This is a genomic window from Kitasatospora sp. NPDC089509, from assembly GCF_044749365.1.
Lineage (GTDB): Bacteria > Actinomycetota > Actinomycetes > Streptomycetales > Streptomycetaceae > Kitasatospora.
Window position 1 is genome coordinate 151447 of sequence record NZ_JBIVHS010000016.1, and the last position, 12169, is coordinate 163615.

Consider the following 12169-nt stretch of genomic DNA (forward strand, 5'->3'; position numbering starts at 1 on the left):
TTATGGTGTTTGCACCCCCCCCCCCCCGGCCCCCCCATGTGGGGGGGGGGCCCCCCGGGCGCGGGGGGGGGGGGGGGGTTCGGCCGCAACCCCCCCCCCCCCCCCCCCCCCGCCGCCGTCCCCTTACCAGTCAGCCCCAGCGTACGGTCGGAAAATCGCACAGTAACCACTCGAACAGGTGGGGCACGCGAGTAGCCGCGAATGGCGTGGGACCGGTGGGGCAGGCTCGGCCGGGTGCGCGGCGAGGGGCTGTGCGCCGGGCACCGACCGGGTGCCCGAAGGGATGGTCCCGTACGCGACCGAACGCGTCGCGGCGGACGGGAGGGGGCGGTCCACGGCATGAGCGCACCAGCAGCAGTACCCCGGCTGACGCCGGTGGCGGAGACGACCGCCGCCCGCGACTGGCTGGCCGCCACCCATGCGGCCGTCGACCGGTCCCTGCACGCGTTCCTGGACGCCAAGCGGCTCTCCGGTGAGCCCGGCGCCGGGGGACCGGCCGCGCCGGTCGACGCCCTGCGGGCCTTCCTGGGCGGCCCGGGCAAGCGGGTCCGGCCGCTGTTCTGCCGGATCGGGTGGCGGGCCGTCAGCGACGGTCCCCCGGACCCGCGCCTGGCGGACATCGGGGTCGGACTGGAACTCCTGCACGGCCACGCCCTGGTGCACGACGACGTGGTGGACCGCTCCGCGCTGCGCCGCGGCCGGCCCACGGTGCACCGGGCCTGCGCGGCGCAGCGCGGCGGGGACGCCTGGTACGGCATCAGCGCCGCCGTGCTGCTGGGGGATCTGGCGGCCCTGTGGGCCGACGAGTGCTTCCAACGTCTGCACGAACCCGGGGTGCCCGCCGCGGCCCGCACCCAACTGGGGCTGATGCGGCAGGAGTTGCTGACCGGGCAACTCCTGGACCTGGCCGAGCCGTCCGAGCCCTTCGGCACCGTCGAGGAGGCGTTCGCCGTGATCGACGCGAAGACCGTCGCCTACACGGTGCGCGGCCCGCTGCTGATCGGGGCGGCGATGGCCGGGGCCGACCGGGCGGGCACGGACGCGCTCGCCGGCTACGCCCGGTCGCTGGGGGAGGCGTTCCAGCTCCAGGACGACCTGGAGGACGTCACCGCCGCCGACACGGGCGGGGAGGACCTGCGGGAGGGCAAGCGCACCGCGGTGGTCGCGCTGGCCGCCGAGGCGGGCACGGCCGCCCAGCGGGCGACCATGGCGCGGCTGCTCGGTCGCCCCGGCCTGACCGACGCCGAGCTGGCCGAACTGCGGGCCGTGCTCACGGCCACCGGAGCGGTCGCCCGGGTGCGCGCCATGGTGCTGGAACGGCGGCGGGCGGCCCTGGACACGGCGGCCCGGGGCCCGTTCACCGGGACCGGACGGGCGCTGCTGACCGCGATGACGGACCGGGCGCTGCCCGGTGTCGCCGACTGGGAGGAGAACGCGGCATGACCACCACGACCCCCACGACCCCCGCCGGGCAGGTCCCGGCCGCCCATCTGGCCGAGGCGCGCCGCCTGGTCGATCCGGTGCTGCGCCGGACCGTGGACGGCCTGCCACCGGGCGCGGTGCGCGACGCCGGCCGCTACTACTTCGGTTGGACCGACGCCGACGGAACCCCCGCCCGGGCGGCCACCGGCAAGGCGATCCGGGCCGCGCTGGTCCTCGCCACGGCGGAGGCGCTCGGGGCGGACACCGCCGCGGCCCTGCCCGCCGCGGCCGCCGTCGAGCTGGTCCACGGCTTCACCCTGGTGGTCGACGACGTCCTGGACCGCGATGCCGTCCGGCACGGGCGCCCGGCCGTCTGGTCGGTGTTCGGCACCCCCACCGCGCTGCTGACCGGGAACGCGCTGCTCGCCCTCGGCACGAGCGTGCTCGGCACCGACCCGGAACTGCCCGCGGCGGCCGGGACGCTGCTGGGCACGACGGTGGCCGCCATGTGCCAGGGCGCGGACGCCGACACCGCGTTCGAGACCCGGGACGACGTCACCATGGCGGAGTGCCTGACCATGAGCCGGCAGAAGTCCGGGATCTTCCTCGGCGCCTGCGCCGGGCTGGGCGCCCATGCCGCGCACGCCGCCCCGGCGGTGGTGGAGCAGCTGACCGAGGCCTTCACCACGGCGGGAGTGGCCTTCCAGTACGTCAACGACCTGCTGGGCGTGTGGGGCGAGGAGGCGAGGACCGGCAAGCGGACGGGCTCGGACCTGGCCAGCCTGAAGCGGACCCTGGTCACCGTGGACGCGCTCGCCGACCCGGGGCCGGCGGGGCGGGAACTCGCCGCCCTCTACTCCTCCGCACCCCCGCTGAGCCCGGAGCGGACCGCCCGCGCCACCGAGCTCGCGGCGGCCACCGGCGCCGGGCAGCGGGCCCTGGACGCCGTCGAACTGCACACCCGCCGGGCGCTGGAGCTGATCGCGCAGGCCGTCCCCGACCCCGACCGGCGGACCGGCCTGGAGGCACTGGCCACCATGCCGGTCGGCTACTACCGGGCCTGCGCCGCCGCGAACGGCCCGGGTCGGTGAAGGGCCAGGACACCGCGCGGGTGGGTCTCGGGGCGGTGGTGTGCGACATCGACGGCACCCTGACCGCCACCAGCTCCGCCCTGGCCGTGACCCGGGCCCTGGGCGTGCCGGTCTCGGCCCACGCCCGGCTGTACCGCGCCTACCGGGCCGGCGCGCTCACGGGTGAGTCGCTGCGCCAGGCGCTGCGGACCCTGTGGGCCGGTGCGACCCGTCAGCGCCTGGCGGAGGCCTTCGGCGGTGTGCCGCTCCGATCGGGTGCCGACCGCTTCCTTGGCGCGCTCCGCGCGGCGGGGGTGCCGCTGGTGCTGATCACCTCCTCCGCGCAGGAGTACGCCGACGCCACCGCCGGCCGGCTCGGCGCCGCCCTCGCCCACGGGGGCGGACGCCTGCGGTACGGCCACGACGGAGTGCTGACGGACCTGGAGATGTACGCGGCCGACGAGGCGGAGATGGCCGCGCTCAAGGCCCGCCAGTTCCGCGCCGTGCTGCGCACGCTGGACCTGCCGGCGCACCGGGTGCTGGTGGTGGGCAACGGGCCGAACGACCTCGGCCTGTTCGCCGCCACCCCGCACAGCGTGCTGATCGACCCGATCGGGAACAGCCCGCACCGGCACCTGGTCGCCCACGTCGTGCCGGGCCTGGAGCAGGCGGCCGACCGCGTCACCGCCCTGGCCGGGACGGCGGCGGGGTGACCGGTCGCCCCCACCCGCTGGACGTGGCGTTCCTGGCGGCCATGGAGGGCTACCCGCCGACCACCCGCTGGGAGATGGCCTTCCAGTACACCGTGCTGGGCCCCGTGCCGACCGCCGCCGAACTGCGCCGTCGCGCCGAGGAGTTGGTGGCCCGCCTGCCGTTCCTGGCGTTGCGCCTGCACGGGCCGGCGGGTGCCCGCCGCTGGGCGCCGGATCCGTTCGACGCGGCCGAGCAGGTGGCGGTCGTCGAGGCGGTGGACGCCGACCACCGACAGGCCCTGGCCCGGACCTGGTTGGACGAACCCCTGGACGCTCCGGGTCCGGCCTGGCGGTTGCGCATCGTCCACACCCCCGGCGCCGCCGGGTTCACCGTCGTCCACACCGTGCACCACGCCCTCCAGGACGGCCTGGCCGCCGCCCGCACCGGGCTCGCGCTGCTCGGCTGCACCCCGCGGCCGGCCCCGGTGCGCCCCCGACCGGCGGCCCGCCGCCACACCGCCGACCTGGTCCGGCTCGCGGCCCGCACCTCCGCCGACGTGACCCGGGGACTCGCGCACCGACCCGGACCGTTCCCGTTCCTCACCGGCCGGCCCGGACCGATGCGGGTGGTCGACCTGCCCCTGGCCCGGTTGAAGGCCATCGGAGCCCGGAGCGGCGGGACCGCCAACGACGTCTTCGCCGGCGCCGTCGGGGCGGCGGTCGCCCACTGGGCCACCGCCTGCGGCCTCGACCTGGCGGAGCTGCCGGTGCTCGTCCCGCTCGACGCCCGGCACCCGACCGAACAGACCTGGCACGGCCTCCAGCACGGCAACCGGCTGTTCTCCACCCGGCTGCTGCTGCCCGGTCAGGGCGTCCCCCCTGCCGAGCGGCTGGCCCGCGTCATCCGGGCCCTGCACCACCGGACCGTCACCGCCCGGCACGCCGTACAGGACACCGTCCGGTACCTGCCCGCGTCCGTGGCCCGGACGGCCGTGCGGCTGTTCAGCGCCCCCGGCTACAGCGCGGCGATCGTCTCGTCCTGTCCGCTGCCCGCCCACACCCCGCCCGAGGGGCTGCGGGTCGTCTCGTTCCTGGCACGCGGCCCGCTCACCCCCGGCCACCTGCTCGCCGTCGTCCTGAGCGGTGACGGCGAGCAGGCTGGGGTCTGTTTCCACCCGGATGCCGGACTGCCGTGCCCGGAAGCCCTGGTGGACGGCTGGTGGCGGGCGCTGGCCGAGTTGGAGACCGCCCTGCTCGAAGGGTCCGGCGCGGTGGCCGGCCCGGGGGGGGCGTCAGGCCGGGACGGCCTCGACCACGGAGAGGACGGTCGGGGTCGGGATGATGCGGGACAGCCGCAGGCCGGACTTCGCGAGGAGCTCGGCGAAGTCCTCCTCGGTGCGCTCGCGGCCGGTGAGGGAGACCATCATCAGCAGGTCCAGCGCCTTGGACTGGTGCGGGGCGTTGCCGCGCGGGACCACCGCGTCCAGTATGAGGACCCGGCCGCCCGGGTGCAGGGCGCGGCGGCAGTGGCCCAGCACGGTCGTGCACTGGTCGTCGTCCCAGTCGTGGGTGATCCGCTTGAGCAGGTGGACGTCACCGGGCGGTACGGCCTCGAAGAAGTCGCCCTCCGCGAGGGACCAGCCGCCTTCGACCTCCGGGGCCGTGCCCAGGCGGTGACCGGCCAGGACGTGGGGGCGGTCGTACAGCACGCCCGTCAGCGCGGGGTTGCGGCGCAGCACCTCCAGCAGCAGGCCGCCGTGGCCGCCGCCGATGTCCACCACGGTGCCGGTCGACGGGAAGTCGTAGCCGGCCGCGAGGATCGCGTTCTCCGCGTCGGACATCGCCGCCATGCCGTCGTGGAAGACGGCGGCGGTGCGCGCGTCCCGGGCGAAGTGGTCGAAGAACGGCATCCCGAAGATCTCGTCGAAGGCCGAGCCGCCCTCGGTGAGACAGCGGGTCAACTCCCCGGCGGGCAGCCAGAAGGTGCGGTCGCTGAGCATCAGGATCGCCGCCCGCGCGGAGTACGGGACGTCGCTGCGCAGCGCCTGCCCGGCCTCGGTGAGTGCGAAGCGGCCCGACTCGTCCTCCGCCACCAGGCCGCGGGTGGCCAGCAGCCGCAGCAGCCGGTACAGGTTGCGGGCGTCCGTGCCGGTGGCGGCGGCCAGGTCGGCGGGGGTGCCGGGGCCCTTGGCGAGGTGGTCGGCCACGCCGACCTCGGCGGCGGCGCGCAGGGCGGCGGCGAAGAGGAAGCCGAGGACCTCGTCGACCAGGAGGGCGTTGGACCGGCGGTAGCGCTCGTCGGGGTCGCCGTCCCCGTTGCCGGGTGCGTTCCCGGGCTGCCGGCCGTCGTTCTGGTGCATACCGTCCTCCTCCGATCGGAATCCCCCGCCAGGGAACGCTGCCCAGGGCCGCTCGCGCCGAAGCGGCGCAGGGGCGCGTACGGGGGCGCACCGCTGGCTGCGCGCGCCCGGCTTGACGGTGCCCTAACACCGGCGGCGCTGCCGGGCGGGCGTCTCCGGCGTTGCACTCGCAGAGAGCATCTGTCTGCGGTCGAGGGGGAGTTGGGGATGGCACTGGCCGGCGGGCACGCGGCGGTACCGCCGTACACCGAGCGGGCACTGATCCAGGGCACCGCGTGGGTCCTGGTGGTCCTGGCCCTCGGGCTGGACCTGGGCCATCAGTCCTGGCAGGCACTGGCCATCGCCGCGGGCGTGGTCGTGGTGGCCAGCATCGGGCTCGCGGTGCGGCTGGAGAGCGTCAACCTGGTCGCGTTCCTGAAGAAGACGGCGATCTGGGTCGCCCTGATCCTGCTGGTGCTGCTGGTCGAACTCGGGGCCGAGGCGGACTGGGCGATCGGCTCGGTGACCGGCAAGGAGGTCACCACGGCCACCGTGCTGGTGCTGATCGGCGACCTGGTGGCCGAGGTCCGCGACCACCTCAGCGACCTGGTCGGCCACGGCCGGCACCGCGACCGGATCCGGGACTCCGTCAACACCGTCGAGCTGAGCCTGGCCCGCCTCCGGCACTGGACGGGCCGACGCGGGGCCCGTACGGAATGAGACCGTGCGGAATGGGCCCGCACGGGACAGCCTGCTCGCTCAGCGGGTGGCGTGGAGCTCCTCGGTGGCCTCCTCCAGGGCTTCGGCGGCGCGGCCGAAGTAGTCGAACAGGGTGGCGAGTTGCTCGGCGGTGAGGCCCTCGAACAGGTGGCCGAGCCTGCGCCGGGCGGGGGCGAGGACGGCGTCGAGCTCGGTGGGCTGGGCGACGGCCTGGACGATCACCTTGCGCCGGTCCTCGGCCGGGTGGCTGCGCCGGACGTACCCGGCGCGTTCCAGCCGGTCGATCAGGCGGGTGGTGGCGCCGGTGGTCAGCCCCGTGCGCACGCTCAGCTCACCGGAGGTCATCGGCCCTTTGAGCTGGAGGGCGTTGAGCGCGTAGGCGTCGGTGGCGCCGAGCCCGACGGCGTCGGCGCTGGCCTGGCTGTGCAGGACCACGGCCCCGAGGTAGCGCCGGAAGACCTCTCCGGCGTCCTCCGGCAGGTTGCTGGGTGTTTCCATCCGGGACCGATTCCTTGCTGTGCGCGGTTGGGCGGCTTCGACGGGTGCTCGCCCAGCGCATTCTTCCAGCCCGGGGTGCCGGGCGACCGTGCCGGGGCCGTTCGTCAGTGAGCGGCACCCGGCCTGGTCCGCGGGGCGAAGGCGAAGGAGATCCGCTCCATCAGGGGCTTGCGCCGGGTGTTGTGGAAGGCGGCGATGCGCCACCGGCCGTCGGCCTCCCGGACCAGGGTCGTCGTCTGGACCTTGGTCAGCTTCTTCGGCGGCCGGCCCTTGAAGGTGTCGCCGCGGCCGGTGATCACGGCGGTGTCCGGGCCGTAGAAGCGGACGTCCGTGATCTCGCCGGCCAGGCGGGTGCCCTTGAGGAAGTTCCGGAACAGCGTCCGGTGGCTCTCCACGATGTCGCGGCGGCCGCGGTAGTGGGTGCCGACGAAGGTGGTGTAACTGGCGTCCTCGGTGAACAGCGTCCCGAACGCGTCGGCGTCGTGGCGCGCCCAGGCCTCGTTCAGCGCGTCGGTCACCGCGATCACGGCGCTGCGGTCCTCGGTGGTCATGCCGGGCCTCACTCTCTGCTTGTGTGCAGTAGATGTATGGAAACATTAGCTGCATGGATGCAGATAAACAAGAGTGGGCGACCCGCCATCGGGCCGACGACGATTCGCCCTTTTCGGTGCTCCGGCGGAGCGTTCCGGTGGTCCGGACTGGATGATGGGCATGTCAATGTCGGTCTGTGAAAGGGGAATTGACGATGCGTAGGGTGAGATCCGTTCGTCGTGCCGCCGTTGTCGCGGCCGCCCTGATCGCGGTCGCCGGGCTCGCCCCGGCGGCGTCCGCCGCGGCACCGGTGGCCGCAGCATCCGTGGCCGCAGACCCGGCGGCGTCCGAGCTGGGGACGTACTGGACGGCGGCCCGGATGGCGGCCGCGCTGCCGGTCGACGCCGACCGGCCGGTCGCCCTGGCGCCCGCGACGGACGGGCCGCAGCCGGGGGAGTACATCCCGCCGAGCCGGAGCTTCGACGGCATCCCGCAGGCCGGGGCGTTCTTCTGGACCGACGCCACCGGCGCCGGCCGCACCTGCAGCGGCTCGGTGGTGCGCAGCCCCGGCCGGGACCTGGTCCTCAGCGCCGGGCACTGCCTCAAGGGTTACGCCGGTACGTCCCCGCTGCGGCACCTGGGCTTCGTGCCGCAGTACCACGACGGCGAGAAGCCGTTCGGAGTCTTCCCGGTCGTCGGCAACGGGGTGTACGTCGCCCAGGAGTACTACGACCAGGGCCCGCACGCGGGGGCCGAGTACGACTTCGCCTTCGCGGTCACCGGGCCCAACCAGGACGGCGAGCGGCTGGAGGACGCCACCGGCGGGGTCCAACTGCTCACCGACACCGGGTACTTCCACGCCCCGGTGCGGATGATCGGGTACCCGGCCGGCGCGGAGAAGCCGCTGGGCTGCTGGAGCTGGACCACCGCGTGGGTCAGCGACGACCCGGCCGAGCCGGGCACCTTCCCGCGGATCGCCTGCGACGCCTTCACCAGCGGGACCAGCGGTGGGCCGATGCTGCTGCCCTGGTTCGGCGGCTGGGCGGTGATCGGGCTGATCGGCGGCTTCCACACCGGCGGCAACACCCCGCAGGTCTCGTACAGCGCCCACTTCGGCGCCGCCACCCGGGCCCTCTACCGCGCCGCTGTCACCGGCGCTCCGCCGGCGGCGCCGCGCTCCTGAACGACAGCCGGCCCGTCAGTCGTACAGCCCGGCCGCCCGGCGGGTCGCCTCGGCCAGCCGGGCCCGCAGCGCGGGCGGCCGGAGCACCTCGGCCTCCGGGCCGAGGCGCAGCAGGTCGAAGTAGCCGATCTCCCAGCTCTCGACCGGCAGCGTCACGGTGACCCAGCCGTCGGCGTCCGGCGGGCCCGCGGTGGCGAGGGCGTCGGCGGCCGCGGTCGGCTCCAGCAGGACGGCCAACCGCTCGACCGCGAGCGGGCTCAGCCGCACCACGGCCCGCTCGCGCAGCATCGTGCGGGTGAACTCCACCGCCGCCGCGTCCCAGTAGCCGGCCAGGTCGAAGTCCAGGTCACGCTCGAACCGTTCGTCGCCGACCTCGGCGGTCTCGAAGCGGTCGACCCGGTACGAGCCGACCCGACCGGACGGGCCGCGCGCCACGAGGTACCACTGCCCGGACTTCAGTACCAGGCCGTACGGCTCCAGCCGCCGGTCCCGGGTGCCGCCGCGCGCCGCGTACCGGGCGTGCAGCACCCGGTCCTCCCACACGGCCCGGGACACCTCGGCGAGCAGCGGCGGGGGTTCGGCCGCGCGGAACCAGGCCGGCGCGTCGAGGTGGAACCGCCGGACGGCGGCCGCGGGGGCGTCGCCCAGCGCGGCGGCGACCTTCAGCCGGGCGGCCAGCGCCGGCCCGGCCAGCCCCATGTCGTGCAGCGGGCCCGGCAGCCCGGCCAGGTGCACGACCTCGGCCTCGGCGCGCTCCAGGCCGGTCAGCCGGGTGCGGTAGCCGTCGACCAGCCGGTAGCCCCCGGCCCGGCCGCGTTCGGCGTACACCGGCACCCCGGCCTCGGCCAGGGTGGCGACGTCCCGCTGCACGGTGCGCTCGGAGACCTCCAGCTCGGTCGCCAGCTCTGCGGCGGTCATCGTCCGACGGGACTGGAGGAGCAGCAGCAGCGCGATGGCCCGGCTCGCGCGCACCTCGTCTCCCTTCCGCCTCCGTTGACGCTGATCCCCCATTCTCGCCGGACCTCAGCCCCGGCCGTCCAGCAGCGGCAGCCCGGCCGCCCCGGCCTCCCGCAGCTTGTCGAAGTCCGGCGCGAACACGGTCATCCAGGACGGGTGCACCCGGTAGTAGACGACGTCCCGCTCCCAGTCGAAGGTGTCCGCCCCGTAGAACTCCTGGAAGTACGCCAGCAGCTCCGGCCAGTCGGCGGCCGGTCGGCCGTCCAGCGGATTGAGCGCCTCCACCGTGCCGTGGGTGAAGACCCCCAGGTCCTCCCCGCGCAGGTGCGCCGCGCTGACGGCGGGCCGTGCCGCGAGGTGGCGTGCCTTGGCGGCCCCGCGGGCCGTCCCGAAGTGCCACTTCCCGCGCAGGAAGTGCCCGTCCACCGCGCTGATCCGCGGTTCGCCCTTCGCCGTCACGGTCGACAGCGCGAGCGTGCACATCCCGGTGAGCACGCTGGTGAGCTGCTCGGCGGTGATGGTCCGCTCGCTGCTGATGATCGACCGCAGGTGGGCCGTCGATCGGGCCAGCGAGGCGTCGAGCAGGGCCTGCAGCCGCCGGAGGTCGTCGGGTGTCTCGCGCATGTCGGTTCCTCGTTCGTGTGGTCGTCCGTCCCGGTCCGCACCTCCGCGGCACGGACCGGCGGCCCCACTCTCCCGGCGATACCCGACACCTTCTGTCGTCTTTACCGACTCAGTCGGAGGTAGGGCCCGGTCCGGCGAAGATGCCGATGCCGTTGGGGATCCGCCGCTCCTGGCCGTGGTCGAGGTGGTTGCGCACGGTGAGGTCGCCGGTGGCCGGGTCGCGGGCGACCAGGGTGGAGGAGGCGCCGCCGTCGAAGTAGACGCCGTCCGGGCAGCCGAGGTCGCCCACCACCCGGGCGAGTTCGCTGACCGTCAGGCCGGTGGAGGTGCCCTCGCGCCCGTCGGTGGCGAGCAGGGTCAGCACCCGCCCGTCGTGCGACAGCCCGACCGCGCTGCGCGGCTCGACGTCGACGGTGTCCAGCTGCGGCAACGGGTGGCCGCCGCGCAGCACGGGGTAGGCGCCGAGGGCGAAGACGAGTGGCACCGGCCGGGTCGGGGCGAGGTGGTAGTCCACGGCGACGGGGGTGCCGAGCGGCAGGTCGGCCAGTGCGCGGGCGCCGGCCTCGCGCCCGAGCAGCACGGTGCTGTCCTCGGGGATCGGGCCGCTGCCCGGGGTCGGGGAGACCGACACCACGCGGTCGTGGCGGACCGTCACCTCCCAGGTGTCCGTGCTGCACGGGTCCGCGCGTGACTCGTCGCTCCCGCAGACGGCGCGCGCCCGGGAGCGTGCGCCCCAGTCGGCGGTGAACACGCCGATCGATCCGACCGGCAGGGCGTACTGGTTGAGCCCCCCGAGCGGCCAACTTCCGTACGGGGTCCACACATAGCCGTGCAGCTCCAGGCGGTCGGTACGGGCCACCCCGTCCACGCCGACCCCCAGCACGTCCCGGTCGTCGTCCCCCGGCGGCGGCCGCCAGCCGAACCGCTGGGCCTCGGGGACCGCCGCCTTCAGCGGCCGCCCCCGGAACACGGCCGGACCGGAGGGCGCCCCGGTGGCCTCGACCCCCGGGTGCTGCTCCTCCGAGATGTCGAAGAAGTCCCCGTTCACCGCCGCCACCGCCCCGCGCACCCCGGCCAGCCGGGTCAGCGGCGCGCGGTCGGCCACCGCGCCGGGGAACAGCAGGTCCGCCCGCACCCCCGGCTGCCGGAGGTCGGCGCGGACGGCGTACACCCGCGCCTCACCGTGCGGGGTACGCACCGTCAGCTCCCGGTACGCCACCCCGGGCGCGAGCGGCGCCCAGCCCCCGTCGGTCCCGGCCCGGGCTGGCGGAGCGAGCAGGCCGGCCGGGAGCACGGCCAACAGGAGGGCAACCGCACAGCGCAGCAAGCGATCCATGCCTGTCATGCTCGCGGCTTCCGGGCTGGTCCGCCGCAGTGGAGGCACGGTTTCATCCACTCTTCCGCCGATGTACACCAACGACGAGGGTGATCCGCCGCACCCGAAGGATCCGACCATGAAATTGGGATGATCGGACTGGACTGCGCGCGGCAGGATGCGGCTCGTGGACTACCTCCAGGACCCCGAGTGGCAACGCCTCATCGACCGCTACGTCAAGCCCGACCGCCGCTACCTCAGGCTCGGCGGCAACTACCTGCGCGGGACCGGGCCGGAACGCGCCAGGGTGACCCGGGAACTCGGCGAGGCCGCCGCGGAGATCACACCCCGCGAGTTGGGCGTGCTGCTCGGCAGCGGATGGCGCGAGCGCAAGACGACGGCCTGGTTGATCGCCGTCGCCCGCCGCACCGAGTTCCGCGAGCGCCTCGGCGAACTCCTGCTCGCCAGCCCCAATCCCTTCGCGGGCTCGGCGTACTGCGTCACCCTCGCCACCTTCGGCACCGCCGCCGACGCGGAGCTCCTGGTCTCCTACCTCGACCACTACCTGCGCCGCCCCGACCTCTACTACGACCAGCCGGCCGCCATCGGCGCACTGCTGCACCTGGACGCCGCGCTCGGCACGGACCGGGCGGCTCCGTTCGTTGCCCCGGACGGCCTCTGGCACCGGTGGATCGAGGGCCCGCCCCGCAAGGAGCACCACCACACGCCGGACGTCTACCGCCAGTACCTCGCGGCCTGCCTCGCCTTCGTCGACGAGTGCGCGGCACCCGGCCCGGCGCGGAAGGTCTGAGGACGGC

General features: G+C 75.1%; 12 protein-coding genes. 6 read left to right on the forward strand and 6 right to left on the reverse strand.

Annotated features, from left to right (window positions below):
* Nucleotides 1–339 precede the first annotated feature (339 nt).
* The 3 genes from ACIP4P_RS29100 to ACIP4P_RS29110 are packed head-to-tail and all read left to right on the forward strand — an operon-like array spanning nt 340 to nt 3205.
* Nucleotides 340–1443, forward strand: a complete 1104-nt coding sequence (locus ACIP4P_RS29100; protein WP_400923431.1) for a polyprenyl synthetase family protein — start codon at nt 340–342, stop codon at nt 1441–1443.
* Entirely contained in the window at nt 1440–2513 is a 1074-nt protein-coding gene (locus tag ACIP4P_RS29105; protein ID WP_400923433.1) for a polyprenyl synthetase family protein, read from the forward strand. The genes ACIP4P_RS29100 and ACIP4P_RS29105 overlap by 4 nt, the downstream gene beginning before the upstream one ends.
* Nucleotides 2510–3205 carry an HAD family hydrolase gene (locus ACIP4P_RS29110; protein WP_400923435.1) on the forward strand — a complete coding sequence of 232 codons (696 nt, stop codon included), beginning with the start codon at nt 2510–2512 and terminating at the stop codon, nt 3203–3205. The genes ACIP4P_RS29105 and ACIP4P_RS29110 overlap by 4 nt, the downstream gene beginning before the upstream one ends.
* Nucleotides 3206–4476: 1271 nt before the next feature.
* On the opposite strand, the gene ACIP4P_RS29115 is transcribed toward ACIP4P_RS29110, so the two are convergent.
* Nucleotides 4477–5544: a methyltransferase gene (locus ACIP4P_RS29115; protein WP_400923437.1), complete on the reverse strand. Its 1068-nt coding sequence runs from the start codon at nt 5542–5544 to the stop codon at nt 4477–4479.
* 207 nt (nt 5545–5751) lie between these two features.
* Between ACIP4P_RS29115 and ACIP4P_RS29120 the strand changes: the two genes are divergently transcribed.
* Entirely contained in the window at nt 5752–6243 is a 492-nt protein-coding gene (locus ACIP4P_RS29120) for a hypothetical protein (protein WP_400923439.1), read from the forward strand.
* 39 nt (nt 6244–6282) lie between these two features.
* Here ACIP4P_RS29120 and ACIP4P_RS29125 read toward each other — a convergent pair whose 3' ends face one another.
* Both ACIP4P_RS29125 and ACIP4P_RS29130 read right to left on the reverse strand, forming a co-directional pair.
* The gene (locus ACIP4P_RS29125) at nt 6283–6741 is read right to left on the reverse strand and encodes a MarR family winged helix-turn-helix transcriptional regulator (protein WP_400923441.1); all 459 of its coding nucleotides are present in this window, start codon (nt 6739–6741) and stop codon (nt 6283–6285) included.
* A 104-nt stretch (nt 6742–6845) separates the two neighbouring features.
* Nucleotides 6846–7292: an SgcJ/EcaC family oxidoreductase gene (locus ACIP4P_RS29130; RefSeq protein ID WP_400923443.1), complete on the reverse strand. Its 447-nt coding sequence runs from the start codon at nt 7290–7292 to the stop codon at nt 6846–6848.
* 203 nt (nt 7293–7495) lie between these two features.
* Here ACIP4P_RS29130 and ACIP4P_RS29135 point away from each other — a divergent pair, with 203 nt between their 5' ends.
* Nucleotides 7496–8455: a trypsin-like serine peptidase gene (locus tag ACIP4P_RS29135; protein ID WP_400923445.1), complete on the forward strand. Its 960-nt coding sequence runs from the start codon at nt 7496–7498 to the stop codon at nt 8453–8455.
* Nucleotides 8456–8470: 15 nt separating this feature from the next.
* Here the strand turns inward: ACIP4P_RS29135 and ACIP4P_RS29140 are convergent, their stop codons facing one another.
* The 3 genes from ACIP4P_RS29140 to ACIP4P_RS29150 all read right to left on the reverse strand — a co-directional run bounded on the left by ACIP4P_RS29140 (nt 8471) and on the right by ACIP4P_RS29150 (nt 11372).
* Nucleotides 8471–9427, reverse strand: a complete 957-nt coding sequence (locus ACIP4P_RS29140) for a helix-turn-helix transcriptional regulator (protein ID WP_400923447.1) — start codon at nt 9425–9427, stop codon at nt 8471–8473.
* A 51-nt stretch (nt 9428–9478) separates the two neighbouring features.
* The gene (locus ACIP4P_RS29145; RefSeq protein WP_400923449.1) at nt 9479–10036 is read right to left on the reverse strand and encodes a pyridoxamine 5'-phosphate oxidase family protein; all 558 of its coding nucleotides are present in this window, start codon (nt 10034–10036) and stop codon (nt 9479–9481) included.
* A 109-nt stretch (nt 10037–10145) separates the two neighbouring features.
* A complete protein-coding gene (locus ACIP4P_RS29150) occupies nt 10146–11372 on the reverse strand; it encodes a phosphodiester glycosidase family protein (RefSeq protein WP_400923451.1) in 1227 nt (408 codons plus the stop codon).
* A 166-nt stretch (nt 11373–11538) separates the two neighbouring features.
* On the opposite strand from ACIP4P_RS29150, the gene ACIP4P_RS29155 reads away from it, so the two are divergent.
* On the forward strand, nt 11539–12162 hold the full coding sequence (locus tag ACIP4P_RS29155) for a DUF6000 family protein (protein WP_400923453.1): 624 nt from the start codon (nt 11539–11541) through the stop codon (nt 12160–12162).
* The last annotated feature ends 7 nt before the right edge of the window (nt 12163–12169 follow it).

Excerpts from the sequence above, each read along its gene's own strand:
- ACIP4P_RS29100 (WP_400923431.1), top strand. The coding sequence starts at position 340 with ATGAGCGCACCAGCAGCAGTACCCCGGCTGACGCCGGTGGCGGAGACG.
- ACIP4P_RS29105 (WP_400923433.1), top strand. The coding sequence starts at position 1,440 with ATGACCACCACGACCCCCACGACCCCCGCCGGGCAGGTCCCGGCCGCC.
- ACIP4P_RS29115 (WP_400923437.1), bottom strand. The coding sequence starts at position 5,544 with ATGCACCAGAACGACGGCCGGCAGCCCGGGAACGCACCCGGCAACGGG.
- ACIP4P_RS29120 (WP_400923439.1), top strand. The coding sequence starts at position 5,752 with ATGGCACTGGCCGGCGGGCACGCGGCGGTACCGCCGTACACCGAGCGG.
- ACIP4P_RS29125 (WP_400923441.1), bottom strand. The coding sequence starts at position 6,741 with ATGGAAACACCCAGCAACCTGCCGGAGGACGCCGGAGAGGTCTTCCGG.
- ACIP4P_RS29130 (WP_400923443.1), bottom strand. The coding sequence starts at position 7,292 with ATGACCACCGAGGACCGCAGCGCCGTGATCGCGGTGACCGACGCGCTG.
- ACIP4P_RS29145 (WP_400923449.1), bottom strand. The coding sequence starts at position 10,036 with ATGCGCGAGACACCCGACGACCTCCGGCGGCTGCAGGCCCTGCTCGAC.
- ACIP4P_RS29150 (WP_400923451.1), bottom strand. The coding sequence starts at position 11,372 with ATGGATCGCTTGCTGCGCTGTGCGGTTGCCCTCCTGTTGGCCGTGCTC.